The 18,922-nt window shown below is 65.3% G+C and carries 19 protein-coding genes; 4 read left to right on the top strand and 15 right to left on the bottom strand.

What is annotated here, in order from left to right:
- Positions 1 to 105: 105 nt before the first annotated feature.
- Genes AC062T_RS05930 through AC062T_RS05915 form a run of 4 tightly spaced genes read right to left on the bottom strand, consistent with a single transcriptional unit; the run spans position 106 to position 4,556 of the window.
- Positions 106 to 960 carry an aldehyde dehydrogenase family protein gene (locus tag AC062T_RS05930; protein WP_476028290.1) on the bottom strand — a complete coding sequence of 285 codons (855 nt, stop codon included), beginning with the start codon at positions 958 to 960 and terminating at the stop codon, positions 106 to 108.
- A complete protein-coding gene (locus tag AC062T_RS05925) occupies positions 957 to 2,471 on the bottom strand; it encodes an aldehyde dehydrogenase family protein (RefSeq protein ID WP_108998470.1) in 1,515 nt (504 codons plus the stop codon). Before AC062T_RS05925 ends, AC062T_RS05930 begins: the two co-directional genes overlap by 4 nt.
- Positions 2,472 to 2,481: 10 nt before the next feature.
- Positions 2,482 to 3,507, bottom strand: coding sequence for a deoxyribose-phosphate aldolase (deoC, locus tag AC062T_RS05920; RefSeq protein WP_476028288.1), 1,026 nt, complete (start codon positions 3,505 to 3,507; stop codon positions 2,482 to 2,484).
- Positions 3,504 to 4,556, bottom strand: a complete 1,053-nt coding sequence (locus AC062T_RS05915) for a sugar-binding transcriptional regulator (protein ID WP_476028286.1) — start codon at positions 4,554 to 4,556, stop codon at positions 3,504 to 3,506. The genes deoC and AC062T_RS05915 overlap by 4 nt, the downstream gene beginning before the upstream one ends.
- Before the next feature lie 145 nt (positions 4,557 to 4,701).
- Here AC062T_RS05915 and AC062T_RS05910 point away from each other — a divergent pair, with 145 nt between their 5' ends.
- A complete protein-coding gene (locus tag AC062T_RS05910; RefSeq protein WP_476028284.1) occupies positions 4,702 to 5,616 on the top strand; it encodes an ROK family protein in 915 nt (304 codons plus the stop codon).
- Positions 5,617 to 5,628: 12 nt separating this feature from the next.
- Here AC062T_RS05910 and AC062T_RS05905 read toward each other — a convergent pair whose 3' ends face one another.
- Genes AC062T_RS05905 through truB form a run of 5 tightly spaced genes read right to left on the bottom strand, consistent with a single transcriptional unit; the run spans position 5,629 to position 9,664 of the window.
- Positions 5,629 to 6,885 carry an MFS transporter gene (locus AC062T_RS05905; protein WP_476028282.1) on the bottom strand — a complete coding sequence of 419 codons (1,257 nt, stop codon included), beginning with the start codon at positions 6,883 to 6,885 and terminating at the stop codon, positions 5,629 to 5,631.
- Positions 6,886 to 6,926: 41 nt separating this feature from the next.
- The gene (locus AC062T_RS05900) at positions 6,927 to 7,871 is read right to left on the bottom strand and encodes a bifunctional riboflavin kinase/FAD synthetase (RefSeq protein ID WP_476028316.1); all 945 of its coding nucleotides are present in this window, start codon (positions 7,869 to 7,871) and stop codon (positions 6,927 to 6,929) included.
- 2 nt (positions 7,872 to 7,873) lie between these two features.
- Entirely contained in the window at positions 7,874 to 8,323 is a 450-nt protein-coding gene (locus tag AC062T_RS05895) for a hypothetical protein (RefSeq protein ID WP_476028280.1), read from the bottom strand.
- A gap of 24 nt (positions 8,324 to 8,347) precedes the next feature.
- Positions 8,348 to 8,716 (bottom strand): hypothetical protein, encoded by a 369-nt coding sequence (locus tag AC062T_RS05890; protein WP_476028278.1) that lies wholly within the window; start codon positions 8,714 to 8,716, stop codon positions 8,348 to 8,350.
- Positions 8,717 to 8,728: 12 nt separating this feature from the next.
- Complete coding sequence (gene truB, locus AC062T_RS05885; protein WP_476028275.1) at positions 8,729 to 9,664, bottom strand: tRNA pseudouridine(55) synthase TruB; 936 nt, start codon at positions 9,662 to 9,664, stop codon at positions 8,729 to 8,731.
- A 71-nt stretch (positions 9,665 to 9,735) separates the two neighbouring features.
- On the opposite strand from truB, the gene AC062T_RS05880 reads away from it, so the two are divergent.
- The gene (locus tag AC062T_RS05880) at positions 9,736 to 10,731 is read left to right on the top strand and encodes a ketopantoate reductase family protein (protein ID WP_476028273.1); all 996 of its coding nucleotides are present in this window, start codon (positions 9,736 to 9,738) and stop codon (positions 10,729 to 10,731) included.
- Here the strand turns inward: AC062T_RS05880 and map are convergent.
- Entirely contained in the window at positions 10,712 to 11,485 is a 774-nt protein-coding gene (map, locus tag AC062T_RS05875; RefSeq protein ID WP_476028271.1) for a type I methionyl aminopeptidase, read from the bottom strand. The genes AC062T_RS05880 and map overlap by 20 nt on opposite strands.
- Positions 11,486 to 11,498: 13 nt before the next feature.
- Entirely contained in the window at positions 11,499 to 12,050 is a 552-nt protein-coding gene (locus AC062T_RS05870; protein ID WP_476028269.1) for a nucleoside/nucleotide kinase family protein, read from the bottom strand.
- A gap of 48 nt (positions 12,051 to 12,098) precedes the next feature.
- Between AC062T_RS05870 and AC062T_RS05865 the strand changes: the two genes are divergently transcribed.
- Positions 12,099 to 12,962: an HhH-GPD family protein gene (locus AC062T_RS05865; RefSeq protein ID WP_476028267.1), complete on the top strand. Its 864-nt coding sequence runs from the start codon at positions 12,099 to 12,101 to the stop codon at positions 12,960 to 12,962.
- Positions 12,963 to 12,965: 3 nt separating this feature from the next.
- Here AC062T_RS05865 and rbfA read toward each other — a convergent pair whose 3' ends face one another.
- From rbfA to nusA, 4 genes are all read right to left on the bottom strand, one after another.
- Complete coding sequence (gene rbfA, locus AC062T_RS05860; RefSeq protein WP_476028265.1) at positions 12,966 to 13,469, bottom strand: 30S ribosome-binding factor RbfA; 504 nt, start codon at positions 13,467 to 13,469, stop codon at positions 12,966 to 12,968.
- Positions 13,470 to 13,555: 86 nt separating this feature from the next.
- Complete coding sequence (gene infB, locus AC062T_RS05855; protein WP_476028263.1) at positions 13,556 to 16,273, bottom strand: translation initiation factor IF-2; 2,718 nt, start codon at positions 16,271 to 16,273, stop codon at positions 13,556 to 13,558.
- A 118-nt stretch (positions 16,274 to 16,391) separates the two neighbouring features.
- Positions 16,392 to 16,670 (bottom strand): YlxR family protein, encoded by a 279-nt coding sequence (locus tag AC062T_RS05850; protein WP_476028261.1) that lies wholly within the window; start codon positions 16,668 to 16,670, stop codon positions 16,392 to 16,394.
- Positions 16,671 to 16,844: 174 nt separating this feature from the next.
- The gene (nusA, locus tag AC062T_RS05845; RefSeq protein WP_108515796.1) at positions 16,845 to 17,837 is read right to left on the bottom strand and encodes a transcription termination factor NusA; all 993 of its coding nucleotides are present in this window, start codon (positions 17,835 to 17,837) and stop codon (positions 16,845 to 16,847) included.
- A gap of 152 nt (positions 17,838 to 17,989) precedes the next feature.
- Here nusA and AC062T_RS05840 point away from each other — a divergent pair.
- Positions 17,990 to 18,922 (top strand): pyridoxal-phosphate dependent enzyme (locus AC062T_RS05840; protein ID WP_476028259.1); only part of this gene is annotated, 933 nt, incomplete at its 3' end.

Genomic DNA, 18,922 nt, shown 5'->3' with positions numbered 1-18,922 from the left:
TCCCCTGAACTTCTCTATGCCCCCGCATGCGGACAACATTACGACTTGCAACCGATATTTCAGATGAGAATATTTCTCATGGAGTCAGCGCGGGCGCCGAGCCGCCTAGATGAGCGACTTCGTGTGCCAGACGGTCTTGGTTTCCGTAAAGAACGTCACGCGCTCGACGGCCGGACCTGCGACACCGTCAATGGGTGGCAAAACCCGCTTGAGAGTGTCGGCGGCGGCGATCTGCAACTCGACCCAGTCGATGTCTCCCGCACCCGCTAGATCAAGCGCATTGACATCGGCGTGACTTGCGAGCCAGGGAGCGATCTCGCCAACAGAGCCGGTGAGGATGTTGACGACGCCAGCAGGAACATCGCTCGTGGCGAGCACCTCGGCGAGGCTAATTGCGCTGAGCGGAGCCTGCTCGCTGGCGATCACCACAACCGTGTTGCCCGCCACGAGCGCAGGAGCAAGCACGCTCACGAGGCCGAGCAGCGACGACTTCTGGGGAGCGACAATCGCCACAACGCCTGTCGCCTCTGGCGTGGAGATGTTGAAGTACGGCCCGCTGACGGGATTGCCATTGCCCGCCACCTGAACGTACTTGTCTGCCCAGCCTGCGTACCAAACCCAGGCATCCACTGCCGCATCGACCTGCTGGTTCGCCGCCGCGGCGGTAGCGCCCTCGGTCTGCTGAATCTCGTCAACGAACTGCGCACGACGACCCTCAAGCAGCTCCGCTACCCGGTAGAGCACCTGGCCGCGGTTGTATCCCGTGGCACCGGACCAACCGGAGAACGCGGCGCGGGCCGCCACAACGGCATCCCTCGCATCCTTGCGCGACGCCTGAGCGGCATTGGCAACAAAGACGCCCTTAGCGGTCTCGATGTCGTACACGCGACCCGATTCGCTGCGGGGAAACTTGCCGCCGATGAAGAGCTTGTAGGTCTTGGGAATCGTGAGGTGGCTCATCGGGCGGCCTTTCCTGTGGACTTGCGGGTCGACTTAGCAGTGGGCTGCGCGCTCAGCGCTGCGGGGGCATTCCATCCCGAAGATTCGAGGTAGGCGGCAAGACCATGGCGGCCCCCCTCACGCCCGTAGCCCGACTCCTTGTAGCCACCGAAGGGGCTGGATGGATCGAACTGGTTGAAGGTATTGGCCCAGACGACACCGGCACGAAGCTTGTCTGCGACCGCAAGGATGCGGCTGCCCTTATCGCTCCAGATGCCGGCCGAGAGACCGTATGGCGTGTTGTTGGCCTTGGCGATCGCCTCGGCGGGAGTGCGGAAGGTGAGAACCGACAGCACGGGTCCGAAGATCTCGTCTCGTGCGATGCGGTGGCTCTGCGACACGTTCGTGAAGATCGTCGGCGCAAACCAGAAGCCCTTCTCAGGCAGCTCGCACGCAGGAGACCAGCGCTCGGCACCCTCCTGCTCGCCGATCGCGCTCAGTTCGCGGATGCGGTCGAGCTGCTCGCGCGAGTTGATGGCACCGACATCGGTGTTCTTGTCGAGCGGGTCGCCGACGCGCAGGGTTGACAGGCGCGACTTGAGACGGTCGATGACCTCATCGTGGATGTTCTCCTGAACAAGAAGGCGGCTACCTGCGCAGCACACATGCCCCTGGTTGAAGAAGATGCCGTTGACAATGCCCTCAATGGCCTGGTCGATGGGGGCGTCGTCGAACACGATGTTCGCGGCCTTGCCGCCCAGCTCGAGCGTGAGCTTCTTGCCCGTGCCCGCCGTCGACTTCGCGATCGCGCGACCGACCGAGGTCGACCCAGTGAACGCAACCTTGTTGACATCGGGGTGGTTGACGAGGGCGGCTCCCGTGTCACCAGCACCCGTGATGATGTTGACCACACCGGCGGGCAGATCTGCCTGCTGGAGGATCTCGGCAAAGATCAGCGCCGTGAGCGGCGTAGTCTCGGCGGGCTTAATGACGACCGTGTTGCCAGCGGCAAGCGCGGGAGCGATCTTCCACGCGAGCATGAGTAGCGGAAAGTTCCACGGGATTACCTGAGCGGCAACGCCGAGCGACCGAGGGTTGGGGCCGAGCCCCGCATGATCGAGCTTGTCGGCCCATCCCGCGTAGTAAAAGAACCAGGCGGCAACGAGAGGAACGTCGACATCGCGGCTCTCCTTGATCGGTTTGCCGTTGTCGAGGCTCTCGGCGACGGCCAACTCTCTCGCGCGCTCCTGCACCAGACGTGCGATGCGGAACAGGTACTTGCCGCGGTCTGAGCCGCTCATGCGCGACCAGGTCGTGTCATAGGCGCGACGGGCGGCGGCGACAGCACGGTCGACATCCGCAGCGGAGGCCGTGGCGATGTCGGCGATGTGCTCCTCGGTCGCCGGTGAGATGGTCTGAAAGCCCGCCCCGCTGCCGTCGACGAAGTCGCCGTCGATAAAGAGCCCATAGCTGGGCCGCAGGTTCAGGATCGCTCGCGACTCGGGGGCCGGGGCATATTCGAGAAAAGACATTGAGTGCTCCTTAGGCGACGGTGACGTAGTCGGGGCCCGAGTAGTGGCCGGTGGTGATCTTTTGGCGCTGCAGGAGCACATCGTTCAGCAAGCTCGATGCGCCGAAACGGAAAAGGTGCGGCTGCAGCCAGTCCTCGCCGACGACCTCGGCAACCGCCACGATGTACTTGATCGCATCCTTCGACGTGCTGATGCCGCCCGCGGGCTTGACGCCCACCTTTTCTCCCGTGAGGCGGTGCCAGTCGCGCACAACCTCAAGCATGCTGACGGTGACGGGCAGGGTCGCCGCCGGCTGCACTTTGCCCGTGCTGGTCTTGATGAAGTCGGCGCCGGCAAGAATGGAGAGCCAGGATGCCTTGCGAACGTTGTCGTAGGTGTTCAGCTCTCCCGTCTCCAGGATGACCTTGAGGTGTGCGTAGCCGCCGTCCGCCCTGCGGCAGGCTTCCTTGACCGCAACGATCTGATCGAACACGACACCGTAGCGACCGCTCAAAAACGCGCCGCGGTCGATGACCATGTCGATCTCGTCGGCACCCGCCGCGACAGCCTCTGATGTGTCGGCGATTTTGACGTCGAGTGAGGATCGCCCGCTGGGGAATGCCGTTGCGACAGCCGCCACGTTAATGCCACCGCGATCGGGGTCGCCATGGTGCGCACCCAAGGCGGCGACAGCATCCGAAACCATGTCGCCGTATACGCATACGGCCGCAACGCGGGGTGCCGTGGGATCGCTGGGGTCGGGGGTGATCGCCTTAGACACGAGTGAGTGCACCTTGCCGGGGGTGTCGGCGCCCTCAAGCGTGGTGAGGTCGATGAGCGAGATGATCTTGTCGATCGCCCAGGCCTTCGAGGTTGTTTTGATCGAACGTCCACCGAGGCTCGCCGCGCGGGCTTCGAGGCCCACAGCGTCTACCCCCGGGATGCCGTCGAGGTGGCGTTTCAGGCTGGTCTCGGTGAGATCGGCCCCGATGAGCCGAATCGCACGCTCGGCCGGCGCGAGCACGGTCTGTGCTGACACGGGAAGGTCGATGGTCATGAGTGTGCTCCTTGCGTTGCGACCCGCGCAGGCGCTGGCCGGTGTGAAGAACTGGGCGCGTGTGATGGCGCGTGCTCGGTGTCGTGCGAAAGCTGAAGGGCAGGAACCTGGCCGGCAGGGACGGCCTCGATAAGCGAGCGAGCCGTCGCCTCGTCGGTGACGATTACGGAGCAGAGCCCACCTGTTACAACGGCGCGGGCGATGGCGTGTTTCGACTCCCCCGCGATGACCAGCACCGATGTCTCCGCGGCGCGCAGCCCTTCCAGACCGATGCCGACGGTCCGGGCGTCAAGGTCGGCGTCCACAATCTCGCCGTCTGCGCCGATGAACCGGCCGACAACGTCGCCGACCGCACCCTTCTCTACCAGGCCGGCAACATCCTGGGCAGTGAGGTAGCCGCTCTCGACGAGCACACTCGTCGCGTCGGCGACGCCAGCGCTAAAGAGGTAGGCAGATGCGGATGCCGCGAGCTCGAGAATGCCGGCGACGGCCCGGTCCGATTCGATGGCCGCCTTCGTGGCAGCATGTTCGAGAATGGCGGGGCTCGGCAGGATCGTCGCCTGGCCGCCCGCTTTCTGCGCGATTGTCAGAGCGGTCGTTGCTGCGCTTCCCTGTGTGCGGCTCAGCGGCACGCCTCCGTTGACCTGGACGACCCGCACGCCGCGAGCCCACCCGTCTTCGAGCTGCTCGGCGACGTCGCTCAGCGTGCGTCCCCAGCTGATTCCGAGCACTCGCGGTACGGGCCTGAGTGCCGCAAGAAAGTCTGCCGCCGCCCTGGCAACAGCGGCTTGGGCGTCGTGGTCGTCGCCGACGGGCACGACGACTGCATCGGCAAGGCCGAATCGCTCGCGCAGTGCGTGCTCAAGGGCAAGCCGCCGCGCGCGGGGGTGGACTATTTCGATGCGAACGATTCCGCGTTCGCGGGCGCGGGAGAGAAGCCGGCCTACCTTCCACCGGCTCGTGTGCAACAGCGCACCGATTTCGTCCTGGGTCTTGCCGTCTTCGTAGTAGAGCTCCGCGGCGCGCACCATGAGGAGTTCGTCTGACATGCCACACCACCCTCCGCTGAGGCGCCGTCTGACGCCTCTTCCAGAGTAGGCGGCCCGGCAGCGGTCCTCAACATCTGTGGATGCATCTGCTCATATGAGCAAAAGACCCGAGGGTGCGACCGTGCGCGGGACTACGCTGAGCGCCATGACGCTCGCGCTCGCCCTCGATTTCGGCGGAACCAAAGTTGACTCCGCCCTCGTTGACTCCCACGGAAGAGTTGTTGCAGCGAGCAGGTTTCGCGCACCAACGGGCCGACACGCCACCTCTGACCAGCTCGCTGCGGCCGTCGACCGCGTGACCACTTCTACCCTGGCGAGCGTGCCTCCGGGCGAGCACATCATCGGAGCGGGAATCGGTTGCGCCGGCCCGATCGAGACATCCGAGGGGCTCGTCAGCCCGCTCAACGTTCCGGCCTGGCGCAGGTATCCCCTGCGGGAGCACCTGCACCAGTTGGTTCGCGATGTGCCGGTTCGCCTGCAACTTGACGGTCTCTGCATCACGATCGCGGAGCACTGGGTGGGAGCTGCCGTTGGCGTCGATAACGTGATGGGCATGATCGTCTCGACGGGGGTCGGGGGCGGGCTCATCCTCGATGGTCGCCCCCTCGTGGGGCAGAGCGGTAACGCCGGGCATATCGGCCACATCGAGGTCGGTGGCTTCGATGATCCCTGCCTGTGTGGAGGAACCGGGTGTCTCGAGGCGATCGCATCCGGCCCGAGCACTGTTGCCTGGGCGCGGGCCAACGGATGGCACGGATCCACGGGCGAGGAGCTCGCAGCCTCCTATGCGACGGGAGACCCCGTGGCCACTGCCGCGGTCACGCGCTGCGGCACAGCGCTCGGTCACGCCATCGCCTCGGCCACAGCCCTCACCGACCTCGACCTGGTGACGATTGGTGGCGGATTCTCCCAAGTAACGCCCGACCTCTTCGGCCACATACGCGCTGCGATCGACCAACGAGCTGGGTGGGACTTCGTGACCGCTGTGCGGGTGGTGCCGACCGGCCTCTCGGGTGACGGCCCCCTCATCGGAGCCGCTGCCCTCATCCACACCGCCTAGGAGGCAGACAGCTCAGCGTTCGTGGCGCGCCAGCTCATCCTCGAGAAACACCGGCGTGCGCAAGTGCCATCCGGCAAACACCGTGGCGACCGCCGTGACGATCAGATAGAACAGCGGCAGCACCCATCCCCCACTCACGTCATGGAATAGCGCGAACAGCAGCGGACCGAGCGCGGCGACGCCATAGCCGACACCCTGCACAAAGCCGCTGAGCGCCACTGACCCCTCATGTGTGCGGGTTCTCGTGTTGATCAGCGTGAGGGCGACGGGGAATAGGAGGGCGCCGAGCCCTGTGAGCACCGCCCACAGCCAGGGCGCTGCGGCGGGTGCAACGAGCAGGCCGAGATAGCCGAGCACGAAGCTCAGGATGCCCGCATAAACCAGAATGCCCACGTTGCGCATGCGCTGAGCCAGCGCAGGAACCACGAGTGCCGCGGGGACGCCCATGATCGCGTACACGGCGAGAAGAACACCGGCCTCGGCAGGAGTGACTCCCGCCGTGTCGACGAGCAACTGCGGCAGCCACGCGAACGCGGCATAGACGTGGCCGGAGGACAGCGAGAAGGTGAGCGCAATCGCCCACGCCACCCGCGACTTCAGAAGCGAACCCTTCAGGCGTGCGGCAGGAGCCTCCACGCCACCGCCTCCTCGCAGGGCTCTCGCCCGCTCGCGGTGTTGACGAACCAGAATGACGGCCCACGGCAACAAGCAGACGGCGGCAACGACCGCCCACACCCCGAGCGAAAGCCTCCACCCACCGGCCTCGGCGACAGGCACAGCAAGCGACGATGGAACAGCAGCGCTCACGGAGACGACGCTCACGTAGATGCCCGTCACGAGACCAATGCGGTCGGGAAAATAGCGCTTGACCAGCGGTGGTAACAGCACATTTGCGATGCCAGCGCCCGCGAGCGCAATCATGGTGCCGGCGATGAGCATGCCCAGACTCGTGAAGGAAGCCCTACCGAGATGCCCCACGATCATGGCCAGGATGGCAACACCCATGAGCCGTTCGACACCGACTCGCCGGGCGATCGCCGCGCCGAACAATGCCGAGAACGCAAACGCTATCGGGGGCAGCGCGCCGATGAACCCGAACTCCACGCTCGTGATGGGAACATCGATCACGATGTCGTCGGCGATAGGAGAAATCGACGAGACCGCGGTGCGCACATTGAAGGCGACGAGCAGGATGCCCAGAAGGGCAGCGGACCTCCCCGCCCACAGGGGCAGCGGGGCCGGCTGGTCGCGCTGACCGGCGCCGGTCATCATGGCTTGGTCGTCATGGCTGTGTCGTCACCGCTGCATCGTCACGGTTGCGGGGGCATGCCCAACGCCGCACGGGTGTCGTCGACGTCTTTGCGAAGCGCTGCGATGAGAGCCTCGATCGAGTCGTACTTCTCCATGCCGCGCAGATATCTGACGAACGCCAGCTCGACGGTTCTTCCATAAAGGTCGATGTCCTCATCGAGCACATACGCCTCGACCTGGCGGGCAGGAACGCCCTCGAAGGTCGGGTTGTTGCCGATGGAGATCGCGGCCGGATAGGTGACGCCGTCCACCGTGAGCCAGCCGGCGTACACGCCATCGGCGGGGATCAGCCCTTCGGGGTTCGGCCGCAGGTTCGCCGTGGGAAACCCAAGCTCGCGGCCCCGCTTCTCGCCGGGGACCACGATTGACCGCACGGTCGCCGGCGTGCCGAGCACCTCGGCCGCCTCTTCGACGCGACCCTGGGCAAGAGCCTCGCGAATCCAGGTCGACGATGCCCTGCGACCCTCTCGGGTGCGAACATCGTCAACGAGCCGCACCTCGAAGCCGAACCTGCGACCCTCTTCGATGAGACCCGCAACATTGCCTTCCCCGCGGTGACCATAGCGAAAATCGCTGCCTACAAAGACGATCCGAGCCTTGAGGGCGTTGACGAGCACGCGCTCCACGAACTCATCAGGCGACTGCGCGGCAAATGCCTCGTCAAAGGGCAGAGAGAGCGTTGCCTGCACCCCGGCGGCCTCGAGACGCTCGGCCTTCTGCGCATTGCTGATGAGGCGCTCAGGGGCAAGCCCCGGGTTGATCAAGGCAAGCGGATGCCGATCAAAGGTCACAACGGTGGGCACAAGACCGTCGGCCTCCGCCATGGCACGCAGCTCCGCGATAACCGCTCGGTGTCCAGAATGAACGCCGTCGAACTTGCCAATCGTTACAGCGCTCGGCCCGAAGTCGGCCGGAACCTCGTCGAGGGAGTCATAGAGCTTCATGGTCATGGCATCTCCACAGCGGCGACGGATTCAGACGAAGAGGCCTCGTCGGCAGAGGGCCGACGAGCAAAGAGCCACACCAGGCCAAGAATGGGCAAAAGGAGGGGGATAAAGATGTACCCGGAGCCGAAGTATGACCACACGGAGGCGTGGGCAAACAGTTCGGGAACCACGAGGCTCAATACGCCGATCGTGAGCACGCCTACGAGTTCGAAGCAGATGGCGACGAGAGCAACGATGTACCAGCCTCTGCCCTTGCCGAGCAGGGCAACCGTTGCGACGATGTAGACAACCGCGGCGGCGGCGGACAACGAATACGCCAGCGGGGCCTCATCGAATCGCTCGATGATTTGCACGGCCGAGCGCGCAGTGGCGGCGATCGCGAGAATCGCGTACACCGCGATAAGGACGCGGCCGATGCCGACCGCGCGAGAAGAAGAATTGTGAGCCATCACTGTCAAGATTAGGCGATCACGTCAGCCGATCTGAACGAACCAGATCTCGTTCATTCGCCACACCATGACGGCAACCGAGAGGCACACCACGCCGAGGATGACATTGCTCCAGCGGTTGCGCTCGATCAGTGCCCAAAACACGGCAAGCGGTGGCAGCAACACCGCTGAGATCAGATAGGTCCAGAACTCGAGCACGCTGCCCGTTGCAACGTTGCCGACGAGAGGGGCGATGAGACTCACAACGACCTGGCCGAGCAGCAGAGCGAAGACCGCCGCGGTGGCGCCGATAGTCCAGTCGTTCGGAAGCTTGCCCCCGAGCCCGAGGGCGATGCAGAACAGCCCCGCTATAACCGCAACCGCAACCTGAACAACCGTGAACCACTCAACCATGCATCAATCCTGTCAGGCGCCCGTGGGAAAGTTGACCAGCACGCGAGCTGCCGTGCCGTTGTAACGCACGAGACCCACGAGCCGACCGTCGGGTGCAACCACCGCGATCGGGTCGTCGGATGCCTCAACGCCGTCGAGCGGAACCCGCTTGCCGTTCTCGAGATCTCGCACTCGATCGGAGTCGACCCGCACAGTAGCAAAGAGCTGCCCAGCGACCTCGGCGGGATGGAGAAGGTGGGAGTCGAAGTCGATCGCGGCGTCTGCTTCGCGGTCGCCCGTCAGCACCAGCGCATCCGCAATATCGAATGGCCCGACGCTCGTGCGCCGCAGCGCAGTGAGGTGCCCTCCGACGCCGAGAAAAACACCAAGATCGCGGGCCAGGGCACGAATGTAGGTTCCCGATGAGCAGGCGACGCGAACATCCACGTCGACAAATCCATCGACGGTGCGGGGTTCGGAGACCATGGTGAACTCCGAAATTGTCACGCGCCGAGACGCGAGCTCGACCTCTTCTCCCGCCCTCGCGAGTGCGTAGGCCCGCTTGCCGCCGACCTTGATGGCGCTCACGGTGCTGGGAACCTGCTCGATCTCGCCCGTGAGCAGGGCAATGCCCTCGGCGATGCGGGCCGCGGTAACGCTGGAGGTGTCACTGCGCTCCCCGAGCTGACCCTCCGCGTCGTCGGTGGACGACGCGGCCCCGAGACGGATCGTCGCCAGGTAGACCTTGTCGAGCCCCACGAGGTAGGTCAACAGCCGGGTGGAGCTATTCACCCCCAACACAAGAAGGCCGGTCGCCATGGGGTCGAGCGTGCCAGCGTGCCCGACCTTGCGGGTCTGTGCCATACGCCGAGTTCTCGACACGACGTCATGGCTCGTGATGCCCTGAGGCTTGTCGATGAGCACAATGCCGCTGCGAGGGGGCACGGGGGTTGCTGGGTCGTTCGTCACAGGAGACCACGCTACCGCCACGGGAGCTGCCCTTCGCCCGGCGCTTCGCCGAAACCCCATAAGCTTCGAGCATGCGGATCGCAGTTCTCGGCGCAGGCGCCATCGGCGGCACGATCGCTGCTCTGCTCGACCGCGCGGGGCACGACGTCCACGTCACGGCGCGCGGTGAAACCCTGGCCGCAATTCGCGAGCACGGCATCCAACTAACGGGTGCGTGGGGCGAGCACACGGCGCGCGTGACCGCAACGCACACTCTCGACGCCGCCCCGGAGCTCGCCATCCTCACGACCAAGGCGATGGACGGGGCCGCCGCGGTGACCGCCAACCTCGACGCGCTGCAGGGCGTACCGCTCGTCGTCGTTCAGAACGGTCTGGGCGGCATCGAGGAGGTCACCGAGCTCATGCCGGGGCACGCCGTCGTGGGCGCCCTCGCCCTCTTCGCCGCGTCCTGGGTCTCCCCCGGCGTCGTGACAGTCACCGCCCCTGCCGGCACCTGGCTCGGCATGGCAACCGAGGGCGACGACTCCCCCGCGCGCGCCGCTGCCGAGGTTCTTGCCCCTGCTCTGCCCGTGAGCGTCGTCGACAACTTCGTCGGCGCCCGATGGACCAAGCTCGTGATCAATCAGGTCAACGCGATCCCCGCGATCACGGGGCTCAGCGTTCAAGAGGTCATCAGTGACACAGCGCTTCGACGCGTGATGGTGCGCGGGATGCGCGAGGCCGTTCGCGTCGGCCGCGCCAAGGGCATCCACTTCGGAACCGTCAACGGCCTCTCGCACAGCACCCTGCTGCTTGTGGCCTGGGGGCCGCTGTGGGCCGGCGAGATAGTGGCGCTACGACTCCGGGCCTATCTCGGCGATGTGCCGAACCCCGGCTCGACGCTCCAGAGCATCCGGCGCGGACAGCCCACCGAGATCGACTACCTCACGGGAGCGGTTGTTGCTCAGTCAGCTGGCACAGGCGTAAAGGCCCCCGTCAACGCGCTGCTCACGGAGCTGGTGCACGAGGTCGAGAGAACCGGCAGATTCCTGCCAGCCGAGACGGTGATCAGCCGCGCGAAAGCGTAAGGATCTCGGCGCCGTCTTCTGTAATCGCGATCGTGTGTTCCGTGTGCGCCGTGCGGCAGCCGGTGGCGCTTCGCAGAGTCCAGCCGTCGGCATCCGTCACGAGAACGTCGGTGTCGACCATGACCCATGGCTCGAGGGCGAGCAGCAGCCCAGGGCGGAGCTGGTAGCCGCGGCCCGGGCGGCCCGAGTTCGGAACATGCGGATCCTGATGCATCGTGGTGCCGATGCCGTGCCCGCCAAAATCCATGTTGATGGGGTAACCCGCCTCGGTGAGGACTGATCCGATCGCATACGCGATGTCGCCGATGCGCGCGCCGGGTGCTGCCGCTGCGATTCCCGCGGCCAGCGCCTCTTCTGTCGCGCTAATGAGGGCAACGCTCTCCGCCGGTCGCGCTTCGCCCACGATAAAGCTGATCGCCGCATCAGCAGCAATCCCCTTGAGCGATACGGCGAGATCGAGCGTGAGAAGGTCGCCATCCGCAAGAGAGTAGTCATGCGGCATGCCGTGGAGCACAGCATCGTTGACCGCCGTGCAGATGTAGTGGCCGAAGGGTCCACGGCCGAACGAGGGCGCGTAGTCGACGTAACACGACTCTGCTCCCGCCGACAGAATCATGGACTTTGCCCACTGATCGATCTCCAGCAGATTGGTGCCGACGACGCAACGCTCTTTCAAGGTCTGAAGGATGTGGGCCACCAGGGCGCCGGTATCGCGGGCGCGGGCCACTTCTGCTGGGGTCAGGATTTCGATCACTGGCCAAGCCTAGTCAACAGGAATCGGCGAAAACTCGGCGCGGATGTTTGGGGTCGCGGTTGTTGTAGATGGCCGTGGCGAGGCGGCTGGGATCCTCGGCGTACACGTACGCCGCCTCCGCCGTGCGGGCATCTGTTTCAGCCCCTGGCTCGGCGCTCGAACCGGCGGCGTCGTGGTTTTCAGCCTCAGCATCCGGGTCGCTGTCGAGCCAGATGGAGAAGTTCCAGCTGCCCCGGACTGCCGGCAGATGGGCACCAGTGCCGTCGACGATGAGCATGGCATCGCCCGGCTGCGCCCTAAATGGGGTGACGACCTCTCGCCGGAATCCCTCGCCGTCGACCGTGAGGACTCCGGCGGCAATCGAGGTGTATCCGTCGAGCGATGTGCGCTCCACGATCCGGCCCTGAACCAGGAACATCGCCGCTAGGTCGTCGGCGAACTCGGCTGTGCCGGAGTTGTGTCGGCCGTCCACCCCAATGACCCCTCGACCGCCGGCGTAATTGTGGAGGATCTCGTCGGCAAGCGCTCCGAGGACGTCGTTCTTCTGAGGTGCCCACCGTTCCATGGCCTCACTGTAAGCCGCGTGACTGGTGGTTCGCTCTAGGCTTGATCGGTGACCCTATCTTCGACCGTGAACGCTTGGTTTGAGCAGCATGGGCGCACACTGCCGTGGCGGGAGCCCGGCTTTACCGCGTGGGGAACCCTCGTCAGCGAGATCATGCTGCAGCAGACCCCCGTCGCCCGCGTGATTCCCCGACTCGAGACCTGGCTAACGCGGTGGCCGACCCCCGCGGCCCTCGCCGCTGAGCCGCCCGGTGAAGCGGTTCGGGCGTGGGAGAGACTGGGTTACCCACGCAGGGCTCTGGCGTTGCACGCCGCTGCCACAGAAATCGTGGAGAAGCATGGAGGTGTCGTCCCTTCGGACGTCACCGTTCTGCTCGGCTTGCCTGGTATCGGCGACTATACGGCCAGGGCCGTTGCCGCATTCGCCTACGGCCTGAGGCACCCTGTCGTCGACACCAACGTTCGCCGCGTCATCGCTAGGGCCGTCGCAGGCCAGGGCGAGGCCGCGCCGCCGTCGACGCGCCGCGATCTTGCTGCCATGGAAGCCCTGCTCCCCGAGGACGCGGCGGCAGCGCAGCTGACGAACGCGGGCGTTATGGAACTCGGCGCCATCGTCTGCACCGCGCGGGCGCCGCGGTGCGATGTCTGCCCTCTCGCTACGACCTGTGCCTGGCGCGCTGCCGGCTACCCCGACTATGAGGGGCCGCGTGCCGCCGTGCAGAAGAAATTCGAGGGAAGCGACCGGCAGATGCGCGGGCTGATCATGGCAGAACTGCGCGCGAGCGACATCCCCGTCACCCGTGTCGAGATCGACGGAGTGGGAACGGATGCCGCCCAGCGCGATCGCGCGCTGAGCGGCCTCCTCAAAGACGGCCTCGTCGTCGCCGTATCTGGCGGCTACGAACTGCCGTAATCGTTACGCCTTGTCGGCGACGGCATCCTCGTCGGGGACGGTGTCGGTGTCATCGTCGTCGTCAGCGTCGTCGTCATCGTCACCGATAACGCGAGGCTTCACATACGGGTCTTCATCGCCCGCATACTGTGCCGTCTGCTTCTGCTGCTCAACCTCGCTGTCGCGAAGGCGGGCCTCCGCGAGCAGGTCTTCGATGTGCTTTGCGTTCTCTGGCACAGCGTCTGCAATGAACTCGATCGTGGGAGTCAATCGCGAAGTGAGGTTCTTGCCCACCTCGGTGCGGAACATGCCCGTAGCCGACTTGAGGGCCGCAGCCGAGTCGGTGCGCTCCTCGTCGGTGCCGTAGACGGTGTAGAAGATGCTGGCGTGCTGCAGGTCGCCCGTGACGCGAACGTCGGTGATCGTGACGAAACCCAGTCGCGGGTCACGCAGACCCCGCTCGAGACGCCGAGCAACGATCTGCTTGATGTGGTCGGCCATGCGGGCCGCCCTGGTCGGATCAACCATGGTGCACTCCTTTCGGGAGTAAAGCTGTAAAGGCGGATGATGCCCCCCGCATTAGCGAGGGGACATCATCCGCCGGAGAGCCGCTGCTAAACGCGGGGCTTCTCCTTCATTTCGATCGTCTCGATCTCGTCGCCGATCTGGATGTCGTTGAACTTGCCGAGGCCAATACCGGCCTCGAAGTCCGTGCGAACCTCAGTGACGTCGTCCTTGAAGCGGCGCAGCGACTCGATGGCGAGGCTGTCTCCGACAACGACACCATCGCGAATGACGCGAGCCTTGGCGTTTCGCGTGATCGTTCCCGACCGCACGATGACACCGGCGATGTTTCCGAACTTGGAAGAACGGAAGATCTCGCGGATCTCGGCAACACCAGACTGAACCTCTTCGAACTCCGGCTTGAGCATGCCCTTGAGCGAGTTCTCGACATCTTCCAGCGCGCTGTAGATGACGGAGTAGAACCGCACGTCGACACCCTCGCGGGCCGCACGCTCGCGGGCCTTGGGGTCGGGGCGCACGTTGAAGCCGATGATGATGGCGTTGTCGATCGTGGCGAGGTTGACGTCGCTCTCGGTGACGGCACCAACACCACGGTGGATGATGCGCAGCTGCACCGAATCGTCGACCTCAATGTCCATGAGCGACTCTTCGAGGGCCTCAACGGCACCCGAAACGTCCCCCTTGATGATGAGGTTGAGCGACTCGACCTTGCCATCCTCAAGGGCCTTCGTGAAGTCCTCAAGGCTGATGCGCTTGCGACCGCGGGCCAGAGCGGCGTTACGCTCAACGGCTTCGCGCTTCTCAGCGATCTGGCGGGCGGTGCGGTCGTCGTCCGTGACAAGGAACGTGTCACCGGCGCGAGGCACCGACGTCAGACCAAGAACGGCAACCGGGCGCGCGGGCGTTGCCGCGGCGACGGTTTCGCCGTTCTCGTCGAACATGGCACGAACACGGCCGTAGGCGGTTCCGGCAACGATGGGGTCACCAACGTGCAGGGTTCCCGACTGGATGAGCACGGTAGCAACAGCACCGCGACCCTTGTCGAGCTTGGCCTCAATGGCAACACCGCGGGCATCCTTGTTGGGGTTGGCCCGAAGGTCAAGCCCGGCATCCGCCGTGAGCAGAACGGCGTCGAGGAGCTCCTTGATGCCGTCGCGCTTGAGCGCAGAGACGTCGATGAACATCGTGTCTCCGCCGTACTCTTCTGCAACGAGACCGAACTCGGTGAGCTGCTGACGCACCTTGGCGGGGTTAGCCCCCTCCTTGTCCACCTTGTTGACCGCGACGACGATCGGCACACCGGCGGCCTGGGCGTGGTTCAACGCCTCAACCGTCTGCGGCATGATTCCGTCATCAGCCGCGACCACGAGGATCGCGATGTCGGTGACCTGCGCACCACGGGCACGCATGGCGGTGAACGCCTCGTGACCAGGGGTGTCAATAAAGGTGATCTTGCGCTCGATACCTTCGTGCTCCGCCATGACCTGGTAAGCACCGATGTGCTGCGTGATGCCACCGGCTTCACCGGCGCCAACGCTGGTGTTGCGGATCGCGTCGAGTAGCTTGGTCTTACCGTGGTCGACGTGACCCATGACGGTCACGACCGGAGGACGAATCTCGAGGTCTTCGTCGCTCTCATCCTCAAGCTCCTGGTCGAGGTCGATCGAGAAGCCCTCAAGCAGCTCGCGATCCTCATCCTCGGGCGAGACGATCTGAATCTTGTAGCCGAGCTCCTCGCCGAGCACCTCGAAGGTTGCCTCGTCGAGTGACTCCGTTGCGGTCGCCATCTCACCGAGGTGGAACAGAACCGTAACGAGGTTTCCGGGGCTCGCATCAATCTTGTCGGCGAAGTCCGTGATGGACGCACCGCGACGCAGACGAACTACCGTGTTGCCGTCGCCGCGGGGAACGCTAACGCCACCCAGCGACGGAGCCTCGCGCAGCTCAAACTCTGCCCGCTTCGTACGCTTCGACTTGCGCGCCTTGCTCTTGCCGCCGCCACGACCGAATGCACCAGCGGTTCCACCGCCGGGGCCACGACCGCGACCGCCGCCGCCTGCGGGGCGGTTGGGGCCGAAGTTCGAACCGGGAGCACCAGCAGGGGCGCCGCCGGGACGGAACCCACCGCCACCAGCCGGACGCGGGGCACCGGGCCGGAAGCCACCGGCACCGGCCGGACGCGGGCCACCGGGACGGGGACCACCCGGGCGCGGAGCGCCGGGACGCGGAGCGGCAGGACGCGGGATGTTGCCCGGCGTCGGACCCGCTGGGCGGGTGTTCATGCCCTGGGTGCTGGCATAAGGGTTGTTGCCGGGGCGCGGGGCACCGGGGCGAGGAGCACCGGGGCGCTGCATGCCCTGCGTGCTGGCGTAGGGGTTATTGCCGGGGCGAGCGGCACCGGGAGTCGGTGCGCTGCCGGGCGTTGCGGCATCCGGAGTGGCCGATCCGCGCGGGGCGGGAGCGGCCGGGGATTCTGCCTGGGGGGCAGCGGGCGCTGCGGGAGCCGATGCTGCGGGAGCAGGGGCGGCCGGGGCAGCAGGCGCTGCGGGTGCGGGTGCCGGCGCCTCAGTCTTGGCTTCTGGTGCTGGCTTGGGAGCTGGCTTAGCCGCCTCCGGAGCCTTCTCTTCTTTGGCGGGGGCGGTGACGCCATCCGCGGCGAGGGCAGCACGCAACTTGCGCGCTACGGGGGGCTCGATGCTCGAGGAGGGTCCCTTGACGAATTCGCCAAGTTCCTTCAACTTCTCGAGAGCCTGCTTACTTTCAATGCCGAGTTCTGCTGCGATCTCGTGCACGCGTGGTTTAGCCACAATTCTCCTGTCTCGGGCCCGCCCGAGAGGGAGCAGGCCATTACTTTTGGACGGGTCTCATTTCGAGCCGCTCATTAGTTGCTACGCATTGTTTGTCACTGTTCGATCAGCCGTTTCGTTAGGGAGCCTCATGGGGAGACTCCGACTGGTGAAGTGCAAGAACACCCTCACGCACCCCCGATACATCGAGGGGGCCGTCAGCCCTCAGCGCCCGCCCGAAGGCTCTGCGTTTGAGGGAACTGTCGACGCACTCAACTGTGGGGTGCACCCAGGCGCCTCGACCCGGTGCGGTGCCAGAGGCATCCGCAACTGCTCGACCGTCACGCTCAACGAGCCTCACCATGGAGGACTGCGAATCGCGCTTTCGGCATCCGAGGCACGTTCTTACGGGTTCCATACTACCCCTGCTCGCTGTGACTCGGCGCCCGGGCGTGTCGCGCGAGGCGACACGCCGGGCCCCACAATCACTGTTCTAGTCCTCGAGGATGCTGTCCGGCTGGATGCTGCTTACTTAGTCCAGCCGACCGAACGCTGGCGCGTCCTGTCGTGCTGCGCGCGCAGCAACATCCGGTTAGTCCTCGAGGATGCTGTCCGGCTGGATGTCGATGCGCGCGCCCGTGAGCTTGGCGGCGAGGCGGGCGTTCTGGCCCTCCTTGCCGATCGCGAGCGACAGCTGGTAATCGGGGACGAGGGCGCGAACCGCCTTCGTCGACTGGTCGATCACGAAGGACGAGCTCACCTTGGCCGGCGAGAGCGCGTTAGCGACAAACGTGGCCAGGTCTTCTGAGTAGTCGACGATGTCGATCTTCTCGTTATTGAGTTCGGAGGTCACCGCACGAACACGCTGACCGAGCTCGCCGATGCACGCGCCCTTGGCGTTGATGCCGGGCTCGTTGGCCTTGACGGCGATCTTGGTGCGGTGGCCGGCTTCGCGGGCCAGCGACACGATCTCGACAACGCCGCTTGCGATTTCGGGAACCTCAAGCGCAAAAAGCTTGCGAACGAGCGAAGGATGCGTGCGCGACACCGTGATCTGGGGGCCCTTGAGCCCCTTGCTCACACTCGTCACGTAGACGCGGATGCGGGTTCCGTGCGAGTAGTCCTCGCCGGGCACCTGCTCCTCGGGAGGCAAGATGGCCTCGATCGAGCCGAGGTCAACGTGGATCATGCGGGGGTTGGGGCCCTGCTGGATGACGCCGGCAATGATGTCGCCCTCGCGGCCCTTGAACTCGCCGAGAACGGCGTCGTCGGCCAGGTCGCGCAGACGCTGGTTAATCACCTGCTTCGCCGCAAAAGCGGCAATTCGGCCAAAGTCGCTCGGGCTGTCGACAGCCTCGCCAATGATGTTGCCCTCGTCATCGTGCTCGGGCACATAAACCGTGACGTGCCCCGTCTTGCGATCGAGTTCGACGCGGGCCGTTGGCACCTCGCCGTCGCCGGCCTGCTCGGCCGTGTGCTTGAGATAGGCCGTGAGGATGGCCTGCTCGATGATCTGGACGAGCTCCTCGAACGGTATCTCGCGCTCGCGCTCCATGAGCCGCAAAACGCTCAGGTCAATGTCCACCGACGGGCCTCCAGTATTCAGGTTTCCGCTCGCGCAACCGCACGCAAGTCATCCGTATAAGGTACCTGAGTCCGCTGCGGGATGCTCGCGTGTAATCTAGACCGTCCTGTATCTGAACGCCAGGAGCCCTGTAGATAACGCCGGGAGCACAGATGTCGTCATACCTCGTCGGGCGCGACGGACACCGCTACCCCATCGACGAGCCTCGATGGCGCGGAGACGACGGATCACCCCTGCTCGTGGGACCGCTCGACGGCATCGGGCCAGACGGCATCGACTACAGCATCCGCTCGCAATGGCGTTATGCCGCAGCTTTGCCGCTCGACCTTGCTCCCGTCTCGTTGGGAGAGGGATGCACTCCCCTGCTGGAGACGACACTGGGCGGCACTCCCCTGTTGGCCAAACCGGAGTGGTTCAACCCGACGGGCAGCTTTAAAGACCGCGGAACATCCGTGATGATGGCCATGCTCGCCGCCCAAGGGATTGAGCACATTCTGGAAGACAGCAGCGGAAACGGCGGCGCATCCGTGGCCGCCTATGCTGCCGCCGCGGGCATCCGAGCCACGATCCTCGCCCCCGAGTCGACCTCGCCGGCCAAGCTCGTCCAGAGCCGGGCGCACGGGGCAACCGTCGACCTTGTCGCGGGCTCGCGCCAGGCCACCGCTGACGAAGCAGTTCGCCGCTCCGGTGACATTTTTTATGCCAGCCACAACTGGCATCCGTTCTTTGTGCAGGGCGTTTCGCTGCTTGCCTACGAGATCTGGGAAGACCTGGGCTACGAGGCGCCGGATGCGGTGATTCTGCCTGCGGGAGCCGGGAGCCTTGTGCTCGGTTGCTCCATCGGCTTCGGGCAGTTGCTGCGCGCCGGCACGATCGAGCGGATGCCGCGCTTGCTCGTCGTGCAGCCCGAGAACTGCAGCCCGCTCGTGCGCGCATTCGCTGCGGGCGAGCACGCCGTGCGGCAGGCCGATTGGTCGCCGACCCTGGCCGAAGGCACCTCAATCGAGCGGCCAGTGCGCGACCGTGAGGTGCTCGCCGCGATTCGGGAATCGCAAGGGTGCCTTGTGGCCGTTGCCGAGGCGAGC

This window comes from Homoserinimonas sp. (assembly GCF_056262345.1).
This window is presented reverse-complemented; position numbering and strand designations above follow the sequence as displayed.

Excerpts from the sequence above, each read along its gene's own strand:
- AC062T_RS05930 (WP_476028290.1), bottom strand. The coding sequence starts at position 960 with ATGAGCCACCTCACGATTCCCAAGACCTACAAGCTCTTCATCGGCGGC.
- deoC (WP_476028288.1), bottom strand. The coding sequence starts at position 3,507 with ATGACCATCGACCTTCCCGTGTCAGCACAGACCGTGCTCGCGCCGGCC.
- AC062T_RS05910 (WP_476028284.1), top strand. The coding sequence starts at position 4,702 with ATGACGCTCGCGCTCGCCCTCGATTTCGGCGGAACCAAAGTTGACTCC.
- AC062T_RS05850 (WP_476028261.1), bottom strand. The coding sequence starts at position 16,670 with ATGGAACCCGTAAGAACGTGCCTCGGATGCCGAAAGCGCGATTCGCAG.
- AC062T_RS05895 (WP_476028280.1), bottom strand. The coding sequence starts at position 8,323 with ATGGCTCACAATTCTTCTTCTCGCGCGGTCGGCATCGGCCGCGTCCTT.
- AC062T_RS05925 (WP_108998470.1), bottom strand. The coding sequence starts at position 2,471 with ATGTCTTTTCTCGAATATGCCCCGGCCCCCGAGTCGCGAGCGATCCTG.
- AC062T_RS05905 (WP_476028282.1), bottom strand. The coding sequence starts at position 6,885 with ATGACCGGCGCCGGTCAGCGCGACCAGCCGGCCCCGCTGCCCCTGTGG.
- AC062T_RS05870 (WP_476028269.1), bottom strand. The coding sequence starts at position 12,050 with ATGGAACGGTGGGCACCTCAGAAGAACGACGTCCTCGGAGCGCTTGCC.
- AC062T_RS05900 (WP_476028316.1), bottom strand. The coding sequence starts at position 7,871 with ATGAAGCTCTATGACTCCCTCGACGAGGTTCCGGCCGACTTCGGGCCG.
- rbfA (WP_476028265.1), bottom strand. The coding sequence starts at position 13,469 with ATGGTTGATCCGACCAGGGCGGCCCGCATGGCCGACCACATCAAGCAG.
- AC062T_RS05915 (WP_476028286.1), bottom strand. The coding sequence starts at position 4,556 with ATGTCAGACGAACTCCTCATGGTGCGCGCCGCGGAGCTCTACTACGAA.
- AC062T_RS05880 (WP_476028273.1), top strand. The coding sequence starts at position 9,736 with ATGCGGATCGCAGTTCTCGGCGCAGGCGCCATCGGCGGCACGATCGCT.
- AC062T_RS05890 (WP_476028278.1), bottom strand. The coding sequence starts at position 8,716 with ATGGTTGAGTGGTTCACGGTTGTTCAGGTTGCGGTTGCGGTTATAGCG.